Raw genomic sequence first — 17,193 nt, 5'->3', positions numbered from 1 at the left:
ACCCCCTGCTCGACAATTGCACGATTTACAGCTTCTTGGAGGCTCTCATGGCTCGCATCCACACCCGCCGGGTGGCCGGACTCCTGCTCGCCGCCCCGCTCGCGGCCGGCCTGCTGCTGGCCGGTGCCGGTGCTGCGGCCGCCGACAACGGTGCGGGCGCCGGTGCCGGCTCCAACGCCGGCGTGGTGTCCAACGTCGGCACGGGCAACGTGTTCGGCGGGGTCGACGGCAACTACATCTCCACCCAGCAGACCGCCACCGGGACGGGCGCCTCGAACCAGAACAACACCCTCGCGGTGAAGGACAACGCGGGCACCATCCTGGCCGGGCAGTCCAACAAGAACATCAACGTCGTGTTCGCCCCGATCTTCCACTGATCCGATCGGGCACCACCGACGGCGGGGGCGCCGGAGGTGGGCGGCCGCGGGTGAGCTGAGCACTCGCGGAGGGGCTCGAACCAGTCTCCGGGCGGAATTCCCGCCCGGGCGCGGATCAGAACAGCGCATGACCGGCCAGCGGAAAGGGTCACCGTGAAGCCGGCCTCGTGGGCGGTGCCGCCATCGGCACCGCCCACGAGTGCGTCCGGAGCCGGGAGCGAACCGCCCGGGCCCGCTCGTCGCCGGCTGCCCGTCGCCGCCGACACCGCCCGGGACCGCCCGTCGAGGCCGGCCCGGACGGCCCGGACGCGTCCAGCGAGGGCCCGCGCCCGGAGCCGTCGGTGTTCGGCGGTACGGTTGCGCTCCGACAGCGCACCACGTGCCCGGGCCCGGGAAGGACGGCCCGGCCGGGGCGGCGACCGCGGCAACCGGAGGAGAGGGCGCGCGATGGCGGCGGAGGAGGAGGGCCTGACCGGCCCGGGCGAGGCCTGGCCTGCACCGGAGCCGGTTCCGCGATCCGGGCCGGACGCCCGCCGGGAGCCGGCGGAGCACCGGCCCGAGCCGAAGTCCGTGCCCGAGCTGCTGCTCGGCCGCCCGCCGATGGCCCGCCCGCTGCCGACCTTCGACGCCGAGGCCGCGCCCGCCGAGCCCGGCCCGCTGTTCGTGGACTGGCTCGCCACCGCGCTGGCCGCCGGCGTGCCGGACCCGCAGGTGGTCACCCTCTCCACGGTCGACGCGGACGGCCTGCCGGACGCCCGGGTGCTGGTGCTGCGCGACGTCGACGCGGCCGGCACCGGCTGGGTCTTCTCCGCCGCCGCCGACAGCCCCAAGGGCCGCCAGCTGGCCGACCACCCGGCCGCCGCGCTGACCGTCTACTGGCCCCAGCTGGGCCGCCAGGTACGGGTCCGCGGCACCGTCGAGCGGGCCGCCGACCTGGTCGCCGCCGCCGAGTTCGCCACCCGCTCCCCGGACGCCCGGGTCGGCGCGCTGGTCGGGCGGCAGAGCGAGCCGATGGCCTCGCTCGCCGAGTACGACGAGGCCGTCGCCGTCGCCCGCCGCCGCCTGGAGGCCACCCCGGACGCCGTCGCGGCCGGGCACGCGGTCTACACCCTGTGGGCGCACGAGGTGGAGTACTGGCAGGGCGACGCGCAGCGCCGGCACGTCCGGCTGCGCTACACCCGCACCGGACCGGTCCGGACCCCGGAGTGGTCGCGCACCCTGCTGTGGCCGTGACGACCTGACGGTCCAAGGGCCCGGCCCTCGGACCGACCGTGCTGCCCTACCGCCGCCCGGTCAGCGTGGCTCCCACGCTGGCCGCCACCACACAGCCGATCCCGGCCAGCTGCGGCACGCCCAGCAGCTGGCCGAGCACCACCAGGCCGACCAGCGCGCTGACCGCCGGCTCCAGACTGACCAGCACGCTGAACACCCGCTGCGGCATCCGCCGCAGCGCGGTCATCTCCAGCGCGTACGGGATCACCGGCAGCAGCAGCGACACCCCGGCCACCGCGGCCAGCAGCCCCAGCGGCGAGGCGCCGGGCGCGGTCAGCCCGTCCCAGGCCTGGCCGAGTCCGAACGGCGCCAGGGCGAGCGCGCCGACCGTCATCGACACCGCCAGGCCCTGGAAGCCCTGGAAGGCGGCGCCGACCTTGTCGGTGAACAGGATGTACGCGGCGTAGCAGGCGGCCGCCCCGAAGGCGTAGAGCAGTCCGACCGGGTCGAGCCCGCCCCCGTCGCCGCCCTCGCCGAGCAGGGTCAGCAGGACGACGCCGCCGGCGGCGAGCAGCGCCCAGAGCAGGTGGCTGGCACGCCGGGCGAAGACCAGGGCGACCGCGAGCGGGCCGAGGAACTCGATGGTCGCGGCGGTGCCCATCGGCAGCCGGTCGATCGCCCCGGCGAACAGGAAGGTCATCCCGGCCGAGGCCACGCCCAGCAGGGCCGCCGCGGCGAGGTCGCGCGGGCGCTTGTCGCGCAGCCGGGGCCGGGTGACGGCGAGCAGGATGACCGCCGCGAAGCCCAGCCGCAGGAAGGTGGTGCCGCTGACCCCGAGCGGGCCGAACAGCGGCTTGGACAGGGCGATCCCGGTCTGCACCAGGAACATCGCGGTCAGACAGAGAAGCGGCGCCGGGATCCTCTCCGGGCGCCGCAGGACCTTCGGGAGTCGGCCGGTGGGCTGGCCGGGGGGCGCGTCGGGCGGTGCCGTGGAGCCGGGTGCCCCGCCTCGTCGCCAGCTGCCCCGCTCGCCGGCGGGCTCGCCCTGGGGGGCGGGCGGCATGGCAAGCGCCTCGGCGACGGCGGCAGCCGGCATCGGGGCGGTGGTTTCGCTGGGATGGGAGGTGGGCATATGGGCGAGTTTGCCGTAAGGAGTGATGAACGGGCAAGCTCGTTACAACTATCGGGACGGATGTGGACGGGTGCGGCCGAAAGGGTGGGCTCTCCCGGTGCGCCCGGCGTGGTTGCCGCATTCGTCCGATGGTCCGTCAGTAGCAAGGGCGGGTGCGCTATCTCCGCCCCGTGGCCCTGCTCGCCGCCTCCCTCGTGCTCCTGCTGGCCACCGACGGGACGGGCGTGAGCGCCGGGGCCGCCGCCCTACCCCGCATCCGGGCCCTCACCCTGCCCGACCGGTTCGGCCCGCCCAGGATCCACGACGACTTCACCGGCTCCGCCTTCGACGCCTGCACCGCGCCGCCCCTCGACACCCTGCGGGCCTGGCACGGGGCCTCCCCGTACGGCGCGCTCGGCATCTACGTCAGCGGCGCCCAGCGCGGCTGCGGCCAGCCCCGGCTCACCGCCGAGTGGGTGCGCCAGGCCCGCGCACTGGGCTGGCGCTTCCTGCCGGCCCACGTCGGGCTCCAGGCGCCGTGCAGCGAACTCGGCAACAAGCCGCGCCGGATCGACCCCGCCCACGCGGTCGAGCAGGGCCGGGACGAGGCCACCGAAGCCGTCCACGCGATGGGCTCGCTCGGATTCGGCAAGGGCGGCCCGGTCTACCTCGACATCGAGGCCTACCCGATGCGCGACCCCGCCTGCGGCCAGGCGGTGGTCGACTTCGCCGTCGGCTGGACCCAGGCCCTGCACGCCGCCGGCTACCGCTCCGGCTTCTACTCCAGCCTCGACTCCGGCATCGCCGACCTGGTCGCCGCCGCCCGGGCCGGCAGCTTCCCGCTGCCCGACGCCCTCTGGTACGCCCGCTGGGACGACCGGGCCGACACCGCCGACTCCGGCGCCCTAGGCTCCGACCTCTGGGGCTACCACCAGCGCGTCCACCAGTACCGCGGCAACGTCGAGGAGACCTACGGCGGCGCCGCCCTCACGATCGACCGCAACCACGTCGACGGCCCGACCGCGGGCTGACGCGTCGCCGATCCGTGATGCGGGCAACGGGGCCGGGATACTGACAGCGGGCGGGGCGGGGCGGCACAATCGGGCACGTCCGCGCGCATTACCGCCCGGTAGGTGCCGCAGGCGCAGCCGCCAGTGCCGCCAGGTCAAGGAGGACCCGTGTTCAGCACGATGCAGGACGTCCCGCTCACCGTCGCCCGGATTCTTGAGCACGGGTCCACCATCCACGGCCGGTCCACCGTCACCACCTGGGACGGCACCGGGCCGGTCGTGCGGACGTACGCCGAGGTGGGGGCGCGGGCCGCGCAGCTCGCCCACGCGCTCCGCGACGAACTGGGGGTGACCGGGGACGACCGGGTCGCGACCCTGATGTGGAATAACTCGGTCCACCTGGAGGCCTACCTCGCCGTCCCCGCGATGGGGTCCGTGCTGCACACGCTCAACCTGCGGCTGCCCGCCCACCAGCTCTCGTTCATCGTCAACCACGCCGCCGACCACGCGGTGATCGTGGACGGCAGCGTGCTCCCGCTGCTCGCCGCCGTCCTGCCGGACCTCGCCCCGACGCTCCGGCACATCGTGGTGAACGGCCCCGGCGACCGCTCGCTGCTGGCCGGCTTCCCGGGCACCGTGCACGACTACGAGGAGCTGATCGCGGGCCGGCCCACCGCCTACCCGTGGCGCGGCGACCTCGACGAGCGCGAGGCCGCCGTGCTCTGCTACACCTCCGGCACCACCGGGGACCCGAAGGGCGTGCTCTACAGCCACCGCTCGGTGTACCTGCACTGCCTCCAGGTCAACACCGGCGACAACTTCGCCTTCACCCCGCGTGACACCGCGCTGCCGGTGGTCCCGATGTTCCACGTGAACGCCTGGGGCATCCCGCACGCCGCCTTCATGTCCGGCGCCAACCTGCTCATGCCGGATCGTTTCCTCCAGCCCAAGCCGATGGCCGAGATGATCGCCGCCGTCCGGCCCACCGTCGGCGCCGCCGTCCCGACCATCTGGAGCGGCCTGCTGGACGAGCTCGACGCGGGCGACTACGACACCTCCAGCCTGCGCATGGTGGTCATCGGCGGCAGCGCCTGCCCGCCCTCGCTGATGAAGGGCTTCGAGGAGCGCCACGGCATCCGCGTGCTGCACGCCTGGGGCATGACCGAGACCTCGCCGCTCGGCTCCTTCGCCCAGCCGCCCGGTGGCCTCACCCCGGAGGAGGAGTGGCCCTACCGGGTCACCCAGGGCATCTTCCCGGCCTCCGTCGAGGCCCGGCTGGTCGGCCCGTCCGGCGAGCGGATGCCGCACGACGGCGTCGCGGCGGGCGAGCTGGAGGTGCGCGGCCCGTGGATCGCCGGGGCCTACTACGGCGGTGCCGGGCAGGACCCGCTCCGGCCGGACGACAAGTTCTCCGAGGACGGCTGGCTGCGCACCGGCGACGTCGGCACCATCACCGCCGACGGCTACCTGACCCTCACCGACCGGGCCAAGGACGTGATCAAGTCCGGCGGCGAGTGGATCTCCTCGGTCGAACTGGAGAACCAGTTGATGGCCCACCCCGAGGTGGCCGAGGCCGCCGTGGTCGCCGTCCCGGACGAGAAGTGGGGCGAGCGCCCGCTGGCCACGGTCGTGCTGCGCCCGGGTGCCACGGCCGGGCTGAGCGAGCTGCGGGCCTTCCTGGCCGGACGGATCGCCTCCTGGCAGCTGCCGGAGCGCTGGTCGATCGTCGAGTCGGTGCCGAAGACCTCGGTCGGCAAGTTCGACAAGAAGGTGATCCGCGCCAGCTACGCGGCGGACGAACTGGACGTGACGGTGCTCGGCAAGGAGTAGCCGCCCGCCCGACCGCCGAGGGCCGGCCACCCCCGTTCCAGCGGGGTGGTCGGCCCTCGGCGCGTGCCGTGTGGATCTCGCCGGGCCCTCGGCGTCAGGGCGCGGTCAGCCCGCCGCGGCGACGCCCGCCTCGCCCATCGCGCCGATCCGCCCGAGCAGGTCGACGATCCGGGACTGGACGTCGGCGCTGGTCGAGCGCTCGGAGAGGAACAGCACCGTCTCGCCGGTGCGCAGCCGGGGCAGTTCGCGCGGGTCGAGGTCCACCGAGGTGTAGACCACCAGCGGGGTGCGGTGCAGCCGGTCGTTGGCGCGCAGCCAGTCCAGCAGGCCGACCCGGCGGCGGCGGATCTGGAGCAGGTCCATCACCACCAGGTTGGGCTGCACGCTGCTGGCCCGGGCGACGGCGTCGTTCTCGTCCACCGCGTGCTCGACGTGCATGCCGCGCCGCTCCAGGCTGCTGATCATGGCGGCGGCGATGTCCGGGTCGCCCTCGACCAGCAGGACGCGCGGGGCGTGGTGCTCGCCGTCGCGCGGCGCGAGGGCGCGCAGCAGCACGGCCGGGTCGGCGCCGTACGCGGCGTCCCGGGTGGCCTGGCCGAGACCGGCGGTGACCAGCACCGGGACGCGGCTGTTGAGCGCGGCGGTGCGCAGCGACTGCAGCGCGGTGCGGGTGATCGGGCTGGTCAGCGGGTCGACGAAGAGCGCCGCGGGGAAGCCGGCGACCTGGGCGTCCACCTCCTCGCGGGAGCGGACGATCACCGGGCGGTAGCCGCGTTCCTGGAGGGCCTGCCGGGTGGCCGGATCGGGCTCGGGCCAGACCAGCAGCCGACGGGCGCTGCCGCCCTCGCCGGTCGAGCCGTTCGGGCCGGCCATGGCCGGCGGCTGCTCCTCGGTCCGGTCGCCGGCGGCGGCGGGCAGTTCGGCCATCGGGCGCGGGGCGGTCCTGGCCTCGGCCGGGACGGGCGGCTGCGGCCCGGCGGCGGGGGTCGGCGAACCGCCGAGCGGGCGCGGCGGCGCGAGTTCGGCGAGGCCGGTGCCGACCGGGCGCGGGCCGGACGGGTCCTCGGCGGCGGGCAGCGCCGGGCGGGCGGCCGGCAGCGCGGCGGGGCCGCCGGGCGCGGGCCGGTCCTCCTGCGGGGCCTGGTCGGACGGCGCGGCCGGGGCCTCCTGGCCGGGGCCGGGCGGCACGGCCAGCCGGCGACGGCGGCCGGTCGGTGGGGCGGCGGGCTCGGGCTGCGCGGGTGCCGGGCCGGTCGGCAGGGCGTGCTCCAGGCCGGGGTACACCGGGGTGTCGGTGGCGCCGGGGAGGGCGAAGCCGCCGGAGGAGTCCTCGGTGGAGGGCAGGGCGCGGCGCCGGCGGGGCTTGGCCTCGGCGCCGTCGGCGGCCGGGGCGCCTTCCGCGGCGGGCGTGCCGCCCGCCGGGGTGCCGTCGGCGGGGGCGGCACCGGTGCCGGGGCCGAGCGCGAGCGGTTCGCGCCCGCCGGTCCGGTGCTGCTGCGGGCGCTCGCCCTCGACGGGGACGGCGTAGGCGGGGCCGGAGCGGCCGTCGTCCTTGCCCCAGGGGTCGCGCTGCGCGCCGTCCGGACCGGCCAGGCCCTGGCGGCCGTACGCGGGGTCGTTGCCGGTGCCGTTCCACTGTTCGGGGACGGCCCGTTCGATCCGGGCGGGGGCGTTCGGCCACTGGTCGGCGGGGGCGCTGGGGGCGGTCCGGGTCGGCGGCGCCGGTTCCTCGGCGGCGGGGCGGCCTCGGCGGCCGCGCCGCTCGGCGGCGGGTTCCTCGGCGGGCTGCTCCGCCTCCGCGGCCGCGGCCGGGGTCTCGCGGTCGGCCTGCTCGCCGCCGTCGGCGACCGGCTCGGGGGCTTCGTCGCTGCTGGGCAGCTGCGGGATGCCCGGCAGGTCGGGCAGGACGGCGCTGTCGCCTTCCTTGGGCCGGTCGGAGCGGCCCTCGGCGGCCGCGCGCTCGGCGGCGGCCTTCGCGGCGGCCGGGTCCAACGGCAGCTCGACGACGTACGTGGTGCCGGCCTTGCCGGGCAGCTCGTGCGGCTGGAGCACGCCACCGTGGCGCTCGACCACCGCGCGGGCTATCGGCAGGTGGACGGGGCTGCCGCCGAGGCCGGGCCCGCGGATCTCGACCCGGGCGACCTCGCCGCGCTGGGCGGCGGCCAGGACGACGGTAGGCGGCTCGCCGCCGGAGGGCAGCGCGGCGGGCGCGCCGGGGGCGGCCAGGCCGGGGGAGGGGGCGGTCGGGGCGTCCAGGGCGAGGCCGATGCCGCTGACGTCGGCGACCAGGTGGGCCAGCGCCTGGGCGAGCCGGCGCTCGTCGGCGATCACCTCGACGGCGGCGGCGTGCACCGAGAACCGCACCCGGCCCGGGCCGACCAGCTCGCCGGCCGCCTCGACGGCCCGTCGGACCACCTTGTCCAGGGCGACCGGCACCCGCCGCTCGGTCGGCTTGCGGCGGTCCTTGCCGTCCTTGCCGTCCTTCGCGTCCGGGCCGTCCGCCGGGGCGGTCTCGCCGGTCTCGCCGGCCTCGGAGCGCTGGTGCGCGAGCACGCCGTCGATCAGCCGGCTGAACCGGCGGCACTCGTCGGCGAGCCGACGCAGCGTCCAGTTGGCCTCCGGCCACAGCTGCCCGGCCGGGTCGGCGGCGAGCGCGTCCAGCCGCTGGTTCAGCGCGGTCAGCGCGCCGCCGAGTTCGCTCTCCAGGACGGCGGTGAGGTGTTCGTTGCGGGCGACCAGGGCGAGTTCGCGGCTGCGGTCGGTGAAGGTCATCACCGCGCCGACCAGTTGGTCGCCGTCCCGCACCGGCGCGGTGGTGAGGTCGACGGTGACCGGGCGGCCGTCCTTGCGCCACAGCACGGTGCCGCGCACCCGGTGCTTGCGTCCGGAGGTCAGGGTGTCCAGCAGCGCGGACTCCTCCAGCGCCAGCGGTGTGCCGTCGGCCCGGGAGTGCTGGATCAGCGGGTGCAGTTCGCGCCCGCCCAGCTCGCTCGCCCGGTACTCCAGGATGTGCGCGGCGGCAGGGTTGACCAGCACGCAGCGGCCTTCGAGGTCGACGCCGAGCACGCCCTCGGCGGCGGCGCGCAGGATCATCTCGGTCTGCTTGTGCTGGCGGCGCAGCTCGGCCTCGACGCCGAGCCGGCTGGAGAGGTCGCGGACCAGCAGCAGGAGCAGGTCGCTCGCGGAGGACGGGCGGGAGCGCTCGCGGTACGAGTCGTACGAGGTGAGTCCGTAGCCGCGGCCCTCGCCGGTGCCGTCGTCGGGGAAGTCGTTGCCGGAGACCTCGACCGGGAAGCTGGTGCCGTCGGTGCGCCGGGCGGTCATCCGGACCGGGCGGTCGGGTTCGTCGCCGTCGCGGGCGGCCGGGCGCATCGAGCCGGGGATCCGGCTGGGGTCGAACTCGGGCAGGAGGTCCAGCACGCCCATGCCGACCAGCGAGGTGCCGGGCGTCTGGAGCGCCTGGACGGCTGCGCTGTTGGCGTCCACGACGGTGCCGTTGCTGTTCACCAGCAACAACGCGTCGGGCAGGGCGTCGAGTATGGCGGCGAGGCGAGCAGCGCCTCGGATCGGCCTGCTGCTCACGTCGACAGGTCTCCTCGGCTCAGGGCAGCTCCTCCGGAGACGGCAGTATCTCATTCTTCTTTGCGGCGGGGTCGACCCGCCTAGTAACGTGGGCGGTGGTTGGTGCCGAGCCCCACGGTTGTGGCATCATCTCAGGCACACGGAACGGGTCCGCTCACGCGGACGTGGTCCCTGTGGAGGAGGCTTCGCCTAGTCCGGTCTATGGCGCCGCACTGCTAATGCGGTTTCGGGGTTATTCCTGATCGAGGGTTCAAATCCCTCAGCCTCCGCAGCCGGAAAGCCCCGTCGACGATCTTGTCGGCGGGGCTTTCCCCATCCCCGGGGAGGTTCCGGGCCCACCCCGCCACCCGCCTCCCCGACCTGTCCCGCGGGCCGGGCCCGTCGGGGGCCCCGAGCGGCCTCCAGGGGGTCGGCCCGGAGGGAGGGAGCAATCGATTTCGTCCCGCGTCGCAGGTCATGTAATGTTGTCCCCGCACCGCCCCGCTGGCACCGTTCATCAGGGCGAGCGCTCATAGCTCAACGGATAGAGCACTTGACTACGGATCAAGAGGTTGCAGGTTCGAATCCTGCTGAGCGCACCAATCTCCGCAAGATCGGGTTCGCCCGTTCCTTGCGCTCATAGCTCAACGGATAGAGCACTTGACTACGGATCAAGAGGTTGCAGGTTCGAATCCTGCTGAGCGCACCAGCGAGAAGCCCCCGGCCACCGGCCGGGGGCTTCTCCCGTTTCCGGGCCCGGACAGGGCGCCGGGTGCCTGGTCCGTTCTGGATTGCGGGCCTAATGGATGAAATGCATCTGTTTCGGGTATATCCCGTCCTGTCGCTCGGATGACCGCCAAACGGGTGGGACCCGGCTATAAGCCCAGGTGTCGCAGTATGACCGGCTCAGGATCGTGATTCCTTTTTGTCAGATCTTGTGCCCAGGCTGCCCGGCACCCCGGCAGCCGACCGCGAAGGAGAGCCGGATGGGCCGACAGTTTCCCCGCACGGCCGTCGCCCTGACCGTCCTCGTGGCCGGGCTGCTGACCGGCTGGAACGCCCCACGCTCGGTGGCCCAGCAGTCCCCTGACGCCTGGTCGGGGGAGCACCGGGCGGTCCTGCCCTCCGGCCTCTCCGTCCAGCTCGAATTCGCCGCCACCCCGGGTACCGAGGTGGCCGCCGCGGCCGGCGAACTGGCCGACCGCCCCGGCGGGGGGCGTGCGGCCGGGCCGTACACGGACGGAATGCACCCCGGGAACCCCGCGCAGACCTTCAGCGTCACCGAGAACCGCCCGCAGACGGACGGATCCTGGCGCACCGTCGGAACGCTCCGGCTCGCCTTCTCCCGACCGGTCCGCAACCCCCGGCTGCACCTCAGCGGATTGGTCGCGCTCGCCACCGGGAAGTCGGGCACCACCAGCACCGCGGCCCGGCTGACCCTCACCGGCGGCTCACCCGCCGCCCCCACCCTGGTCAACCGCACCGACTGGCCCGGCTGGACGGTCGACGCCAACGCCCTCGCGCCCGTCGGAGCCGACGGCAGCTCCGACGGCGCGGCCGGCTCCGCCTCCGAGGGCACCCTGGAACTCGTCGGCACCCTGCGCACCGCGGTCTTCCGGATCGAGCAGCGCTCCACCGCCCGGGCCGGCAGCACCACCGCCCCGCCCGTCCTGCGCCAGGCCTACACCGTCACCGTCGACGAGGACCTCGGCACCGCCCCGCAGAACTACGGCAACGCCTCGCACGTGCTCTCCGACCTGTTCCTCGGCGCGGACGCCGCCAACGCTGCGCACCGCACCCGCCCCCGGTCCGCCGACGACCGGGGCACGGCCGACCGGCCGACCGGCGAGCCGCTGGTCCAGCTCGACCACGGAGCCGGCCGGCGCAGCGTCTTCGCCAGCCCGCCGCCGCCCAAGCTCCAGCCCGGCCGCGGCGAGTACCAGGGCGCCGACCCGTCGATCGGCTTCCCCACCGAGGCCGCGATCGGCCGCTACTACCGGCTCACCGTCCCGGTGGCGGTCGGCGACCAGCCCGCGACCCTGGCCGGCTGGATCGACTTCGACCACAGCGGGCGCTTCGACCCCGCCGAGCGGGTGCAGACCGAGATCCCGGCCGGCGCCGACACCGCGACCCTGGAATGGACCGTCCCGACCGGCGCCGGCTCCGGCGACACCTGGGCCCGGCTGCGGATCGCCCGCGACGCCAGCCAACTCGTCCCCTCCGGCGGCTTCGCCGACTCCGGGCAGGTCACCGACCAGCGGATCAAACTGACCGTCGGCGCCGCCCGGCCCGAGATCGCCGAACCCGTCGACGGCGCCGTCCTCGCCGAAGCCCGTCCGCGGGTCCACGGCGACGGAGCGGTCGCCGGCGCCTCGGTGGAGATCCGGGACGGTGACGCCACGGCCTGCCGGGCCCGGGTCGAGCGCGGCGGCGGCTGGTCCTGCCGGCCCGGTGAAGCGCTCACCGCGGGCCCGCACTCCCTCACCCCGGTCGAGATCACCAGCGGTGGTGTGGTGCTGCGCGGCGAGGCCGTCCGGGTCACCGTGAAGACGGCGCCGCCCGCAGCGCCCGTCCTCACCCTCCCGGAGTACACCAACGACCCGGGGATCCAGCTCACCGGCACCGGCGAGGCGGGCAGCACCGTCGCGGTCACCGACCAGGCCGCCGAACTGTGCCGCAGCGCCGTCCGGGCGGACGGCCAGTGGTCCTGCCTGCCGGTCGAGAACCTGGTGGACGGGCGCCACCTGCTCACCCCCGTCGCGGTCGACGCGGCCGGGAACCGGACGGCCGGGCAGGCGGTCGTGCTGGTCGTCGACACCGTCCCGCCGGACAAGCCGGTGCTCGGCTCGCCGGCCGCCGGGGAGACCCTGCGGGTCAGTCGGCCGACGTTCACCGGGCGGGCCGAGCCGGGCTCGAAGGTGCTGGTCACGGCGCGGGCGGGCGGCTCGGCGGCCTCGGGGCCGGCTTCGGGTTCGGTCTCGGGCGAGCGGACGGTGCTGTGCGGGGCGACGGCGGCCCTCGACGGCAGCTGGACCTGCACCGCCAACCGGGACCTGACGGACGGGCAGCAGTGGCTGGTCGTCACGGCGACCGACCTGGCGGGGAACGGGGCGGCGGCGGACGCGGTGCCGGTGCGCGTCGCGGCGGCGCCGAGCCCGTCGGCGTCGGCGTCGACTTCCGCGGTGCCGAGTTCGGGGGCGTCGGTTCCCGTGCGGCCCAGCCCCGCGGCCTCGGTGTCGACCGTGCCGACCGTGCCGAGCCCGTCGGCGTCGGCGTCGACTTCCGCGGTGCCGAGTTCGGGGGCGTCGGTTCCCGTGCGGCCCAGCCCCGCGGCCTCGGTGTCGACCGTGGCAACCGTGCCGAGCCCGTCGGCGTCGGCTTCGGTGCCGATCGGGCCGAGTCCGAGCGTGGCGGTGCCGGTGCTGCCCTCGGCCGGTGCTTCCGCGCCGGTGGCCTCCTCCGTACCGTCCCGTCCCGCGATGTCGCCCACGCCCGCGTCCACGTTCCCGTCCACGCCTTCGATCCCGGTCACCTCGTCGCCGAGCCCGGTTGTGGGGGCGGCGCCCGATGCGTCCGTGCTCGCACCGGTGCCGGTGGGCGTGCTGCCGATTGCCGTTCCGGCAGCGGCCGGGCCGTCCGCTGCTTCAGTCACCCCGACCGTCCCGACCGCCCCCACCACCACCTCCGCCGGTTCCGTCCCTCCGACGCTCCGTACCGTTCCGTCCCTGGGCGCCAGTCCGTCCCGGGCGGCCGTCGGCGTCGTGGCGTCGTCACCGTCACCGTCACTGCCACCGCCCCTGTCATCGCCTCCGTCACTGTCACCGTCATCGACGCCGGTGGCGGCCGAACCGCTCGGGTCCGCCGGGGAGAGTGCCGGGCAGCTGCCGGCGCCGCCCAGTGCGTCGCCCGTGGGGGCGGCCGCGGAGGCCTCGCAGGCGGCGGCCGCGCGGTCCACCGCGAGCGGTTGGCGCGGTGGGGTCGCCGGTGGCCTGCTGGTGCTCGCCGCCATCGGGCTGATCACCCGCCGGGTGTTCGCCCGTGATGGCGGTGTCCGGCGGCGCTGACCTGCGCTGAACCATCCCGACCATCCATTCATGTGCCTGCGCGTCAGGTCGGCTTCGGACGATTCGTCAGCAAATGTCGACACACCTCACCTCAAATGTCGCATTTGATGACGTATGAACTTAGCCTGATCTTGGCACTGCCCGTCAGATCCGGGCCGCCCGTTGCGCGACACACCGACCCCGAGGATCCGTGCATGGACGTCACCCGCGATTCTTCGCAGCGACCCGACCACCTGCCCAAGGCGCTCCCACCGGCCTTGCCGGAACGTTCCGCCTCCGGCGCCAGCCCGCTGGCCACCGCCACAGCCACCGTCACGGCCGCCAAGACGGCCAAGCTGCTCGGCCCGGTCGACGGCGGCCCCGCGACCACTCCGTTGGTCGTCGTCCCCGGCCCGGCCTCCGGCGCCTCCGCCGACCTGCGCGATCCGCTGGAGGCGGCCGCCCCGGAGACCGCCGAGATCCCGGAAGCCATCCAGGTCGGCGCCCCCGCGGCCGCCACCTCCCGCCGCCCCCCGCGCGCCGACCAGGCGGTCCGCGAGCACGGCGCCACCGCCCTGCCCGGCTGGATCGCCCTGCTGGTGGTGCTGGTCGGCGTGGCCGGCGTGCTGCTGATGCTGCTGCGCGACGGCGTCATCCCGTACTGGGACGCGCTGCCCGACCTGCGCAGCGCCGCCGCGCAGGCGAGCGGCCAGGCCGAGGTGGACGCCAAGTCGGTCGCCGCGGTCAGCGCGGTCGGCCTGCTCGTGGTGTTCGCGCTTGCCGGGCTGCTGGCCAACGCGGGCGGCGAGACCCGGGTGCTGACCCGCTGGGGCCGCTACCGGGGCACCGTCCGCCGCACCGGCCTGGTCTGGGTCAACCCGCTGCTGCGCCGGCGCCGGGTGGACGTGCGACTGCGGCACTGGCGCAGCGAGCCGGTCAAGGCGGTCGACCGGACCGGCACGCCGATCGTCGTCCGGCTGCTGATCGTCTGGCGGGTCAAGGACACCGCGCGGGCGCTGCTGGCGATCGAGGACCACGAGAGCTACCTGCGCGAGCAGGTCCAGGCGGTACTCACCCGCACCGCGTCCATCCTGCCGTGCGACAGCAACGCGGCGCCCGGGCCCGCGCTGCGTGACGGGCAGTGGTTCGCCGACGAGCTGACCAGAGCACTGGCCGCCGAGGTCGCCCCGGCGGGCCTGGAGGTCTACTCGGCGCAGCCGCTGGCGCTGGACTACGCGCCCGAGGTCGCCGAGTCGATGCGCCGCCGCCGGCTGGCCGACCTGGACGCGGGCCTGCGGACGGTGCTGGTGGACGACGCGGTCGAGGCGGCGGCGCTCGCCGTCCGGCGGCTGGAGCGCGCCACCGCCCACGAACTGGACGAGGCCGCCCGCAGTGCGCTGATGGAGCAGTTGCTGGTCGCCTTCGTCGCCCCGGCCGGAGTGGCCGCCTCGGTACCGCCCCCGGCCGCACGGGCCGGGCGGAAGGAAGGACGACCCGCATGAGGATAGCCACCGGCGCGTACGCCGATCCCGGCCTCGACCTCGACGCCGATTTCGACGCCGCCCTCGACCGGGGCCTGATCGGCTTCGAGGAGAGCACCGGCAGCATCCCCGCGATCGCGGGGTGCGGCTGCCCGAACTGCGCGGCCCGGCCGCGCACCGCCCGCCCCGCGGCGGGGACCGGCGGCAGCCGAATACACCGCGCCGTGCGAAGTACCTGCCTGGCAACCACCGTGCTGGCGGGCGCCGGCGTGGTCGGCCTGACGGCCGGTGCCGGGTCCGCGCACGCCGCGGCCGGGAAGCAGGGCTGGGACGGGTCGAAGTACTGGTTCAAGAACGGCAGCGGCGAGTGGCGGTGGACCAGCCACTACGACGTCTACGCGGGCCGCACCGGCCAGTCCGGCGGCTCGGGCGGCTCGGGCGGTGCCAGTGGCAAGGCGGCCGCCGTGTCCAACGGTTCGGCCTCCTCCGCTTCCTCCTCCGGACTGCGCCAGGGCTGGGACGGGTCGAAGTACTGGTTCAAGAACGGCAGCGGCGAGTGGCGGTGGACCAGCCACTACGACGTCTACGCGAGCCGCACCGGCCAGTCCGGCGGCGGCGCTGATCCCACTCCCGCCCGGCCCGCGGCCACGCCGTCGGCGGACCAGGCACCGGCCTCCGGCAGCATGGAGGCGGCCATCGACTACGCGCTCGCCCAGCTGGGCAAGCCGTACGTCTGGGGCGGCAACGGCCCGTCAGGCTACGACTGCTCGGGGCTCGTCCAGCAGGCCTACCGGCGCAGCGGGATCAGCCTGCCGCGGGTGGCCGACGACCAGTACGCGGCCACCACGCCGATCAGCGCGGGGCAGCTGCGCCGCGGCGACCTGGTGTTCTGGTCGGACAGCGGCCGGGCCTCCGGGATCCACCACGTGGGGATCTACCTGGGCGGTGGCAAGTTCGTCGAGGCGCCCCGGCCCGGCAAGACGGTTCGGGTCTCCACTCTCAACTCGGGCTACTACCCGACCCACTTCGGGCGGCCGTAGCGCCGGGGCGCACTGGGCCCCCGACGGCACGCCGCTGTCGGGGGCCCGAAGCGTGACCGTGGCCACCTGGTCGTCCCCGCGGATACATCGGGTGCGCAGTTCGGGCCCGATCTGCCAATGGGCCGGTGCGCCAAGCGCGTTGGCCGTCCTTTTCCGGGCCGATTCGCCGACCGCCCGGAAAATCGCCCGGATTTCGTCGACGGTGCCGGCGCGGGCCCTCAGATCGGCGGGGCCGACGGTCATCCTGCGGGTGTTACCGCCCGGGCCCGGATTGTCTGCGGAATCGAGGGCCGGGCGCGCGTACTTCTTCCGGTCCTCGTCGTCGAAGAGCCCGTCCCGGGCGGGATTCCCGGCGATGCCGCCGCCGTGGTGGATTCGGCGTTGAAGTCCCGCTCCGCGTCAGGTCGTTCGTGGACCAAGTCTGATCACTGCGGACGGCGTTCCCAACCGGGCGGGGTTCGCCGGGAACGGGCGCAGGCTGCGAACGGGCCCGGGTGGGGGCGGGTTCGCAGCCTGCGGGTGGGGCGGGGTCAGGCGGAGGCGGCGTCGAGGAGGGCGGTCTGTTCGGGGGTGAGTCGGAGCGTGGTGGCTGCCAGCAGGGGCGGGAGCTGCTCGACGGTGCGGGCGCTGGCGATGGGGGCGGCGACCGTCGGCCGCCCGGCCAGCCAGGAGAGGGCGACCGTGGCGAGGGCGACGCCGTGCTCCCCGGCGACGGTGTCCAGGGCTGCCAGCACCTTCGGGCCGCGCGGGTCGTCCAGGTAGCGGGCGGCGCCCTCGGAGCGGGCGCTGTCGACGCCGGGGCCGCCGGGGCGGTACTTGCCGGTGAGGAACCCGGAGGCGAGCGCGTAGTACGGGACGGTGGCGAGGCCGTGCTCGGCGACCACGTCGGCCAGCGGGCCCTCGAAGGTGCCGCGCGAGACCAGGTTGTAGTGCGGCTGGACGGCGACGTACTTGGCCAGGCCCTCGCGGTCGGCGAAGGCCAGCGCCTCGGACAGCCGCTCGGCGCCGATGTTGGAGGCGCCGACCGCGGCGACCTTGCCCTCGCGGACCAGCTCGTCCAGTGCGGTGACGAACTCCTCGACCGGGGTGTCGTCGTCCCGGTGGGTGTAGTACAGGTCGATCCGCTCGACGCCCAGGCGGCGCAGCGAACCCTCAGCCGCGGCCTTGATGTTGGCCGCGCCCAGACCGCCGGCCTCGGGATGCATGCCGACCTTGGTGGCGATCACGACGTCGTCGCGGTTGCCGCGGCTGCGCAGCCAGTTGCCGAGGACGGTCTCGGACTCGCCGCCGGTGTTGCCCGGGGCCCAGGCCGAGTAGACGTCGGCGGTGTCGACGAAGTTGCCGCCGGCCGCGGCGTAGGCGTCCAGGACGGCGAAGGACTGCTGCTCGTCGGCCGTCCAGCCGAAGACGTTGCCGCCGAGGGAGAGCGGGAAGACGGACAGGTCGGAGGCGCCGAGGCGGACCCGGCCCGGGGCGTCGCTGTGGTTTCCGGTCATGGTCGGATTCAACCGGATCGCACTGGGCGGCA

Annotated in this window: 10 protein-coding genes and 3 tRNA genes; 10 read left to right on the top strand and 3 right to left on the bottom strand. The window is 75.2% G+C overall.

From position 1 onward, the window contains the following. Nucleotides 1–47 precede the first annotated feature (47 nt). Both ACIP37_RS01805 and ACIP37_RS01800 read left to right on the top strand, forming a co-directional pair. A complete protein-coding gene (locus ACIP37_RS01805) occupies nt 48–377 on the top strand; it encodes a hypothetical protein (RefSeq protein ID WP_363579777.1) in 330 nt (109 codons plus the stop codon). Between the two features lie 447 nt (nt 378–824). Next, nucleotides 825–1,610, top strand: coding sequence for a pyridoxal 5'-phosphate synthase (locus tag ACIP37_RS01800; protein WP_363579776.1), 786 nt, complete (start codon nt 825–827; stop codon nt 1,608–1,610). Nucleotides 1,611–1,656: 46 nt separating this feature from the next. Here the strand turns inward: ACIP37_RS01800 and ACIP37_RS01795 are convergent, their stop codons facing one another. Further along, on the bottom strand, nt 1,657–2,721 hold the full coding sequence (locus ACIP37_RS01795; protein ID WP_363627852.1) for an EamA family transporter: 1,065 nt from the start codon (nt 2,719–2,721) through the stop codon (nt 1,657–1,659). A gap of 152 nt (nt 2,722–2,873) precedes the next feature. On the opposite strand from ACIP37_RS01795, the gene ACIP37_RS01790 reads away from it, so the two are divergent. Next, a complete protein-coding gene (locus ACIP37_RS01790) occupies nt 2,874–3,731 on the top strand; it encodes a glycoside hydrolase domain-containing protein (protein ID WP_400843097.1) in 858 nt (285 codons plus the stop codon). 147 nt (nt 3,732–3,878) lie between these two features. Then, a complete protein-coding gene (locus ACIP37_RS01785; RefSeq protein WP_363627850.1) occupies nt 3,879–5,540 on the top strand; it encodes a long-chain fatty acid--CoA ligase in 1,662 nt (553 codons plus the stop codon). 105 nt (nt 5,541–5,645) lie between these two features. On the opposite strand, the gene ACIP37_RS01780 is transcribed toward ACIP37_RS01785, so the two are convergent. Further along, nucleotides 5,646–9,122 (bottom strand): PAS domain-containing protein, encoded by a 3,477-nt coding sequence (locus ACIP37_RS01780; RefSeq protein WP_363627849.1) that lies wholly within the window; start codon nt 9,120–9,122, stop codon nt 5,646–5,648. Between the two features lie 178 nt (nt 9,123–9,300). Between ACIP37_RS01780 and ACIP37_RS01775 the strand changes: the two genes are divergently transcribed. The 6 genes from ACIP37_RS01775 (at nt 9,301) to ACIP37_RS01750 (ending at nt 15,665) form a co-directional block, all read left to right on the top strand. Continuing rightward, nucleotides 9,301–9,391 (top strand) — tRNA-Ser (locus ACIP37_RS01775). Between the two features lie 236 nt (nt 9,392–9,627). Continuing rightward, nucleotides 9,628–9,703 (top strand) — tRNA-Arg (locus tag ACIP37_RS01770). Nucleotides 9,704–9,734: 31 nt separating this feature from the next. Continuing rightward, nucleotides 9,735–9,810 (top strand) — tRNA-Arg (locus tag ACIP37_RS01765). 277 nt (nt 9,811–10,087) lie between these two features. Continuing rightward, nucleotides 10,088–13,165 carry an Ig-like domain-containing protein gene (locus ACIP37_RS01760; protein WP_400843094.1) on the top strand — a complete coding sequence of 1,026 codons (3,078 nt, stop codon included), beginning with the start codon at nt 10,088–10,090 and terminating at the stop codon, nt 13,163–13,165. A 194-nt stretch (nt 13,166–13,359) separates the two neighbouring features. Beyond that, nucleotides 13,360–14,646: an SPFH domain-containing protein gene (locus ACIP37_RS01755; RefSeq protein WP_363627847.1), complete on the top strand. Its 1,287-nt coding sequence runs from the start codon at nt 13,360–13,362 to the stop codon at nt 14,644–14,646. After that, nucleotides 14,643–15,665: a C40 family peptidase gene (locus ACIP37_RS01750; RefSeq protein ID WP_363627846.1), complete on the top strand. Its 1,023-nt coding sequence runs from the start codon at nt 14,643–14,645 to the stop codon at nt 15,663–15,665. The genes ACIP37_RS01755 and ACIP37_RS01750 overlap by 4 nt, the downstream gene beginning before the upstream one ends. A 530-nt stretch (nt 15,666–16,195) precedes the next feature. Here the strand turns inward: ACIP37_RS01750 and ACIP37_RS01745 are convergent. Next, nucleotides 16,196–17,161, bottom strand: coding sequence for an aldo/keto reductase (locus ACIP37_RS01745; RefSeq protein WP_363579767.1), 966 nt, complete (start codon nt 17,159–17,161; stop codon nt 16,196–16,198). Nucleotides 17,162–17,193 lie beyond the last annotated feature (32 nt).

The sequence above is a fragment of the Kitasatospora sp. NPDC088861 genome, from assembly GCF_044750105.1.
Lineage (GTDB): Bacteria > Actinomycetota > Actinomycetes > Streptomycetales > Streptomycetaceae > Kitasatospora.
This window is presented reverse-complemented; position numbering and strand designations above follow the sequence as displayed.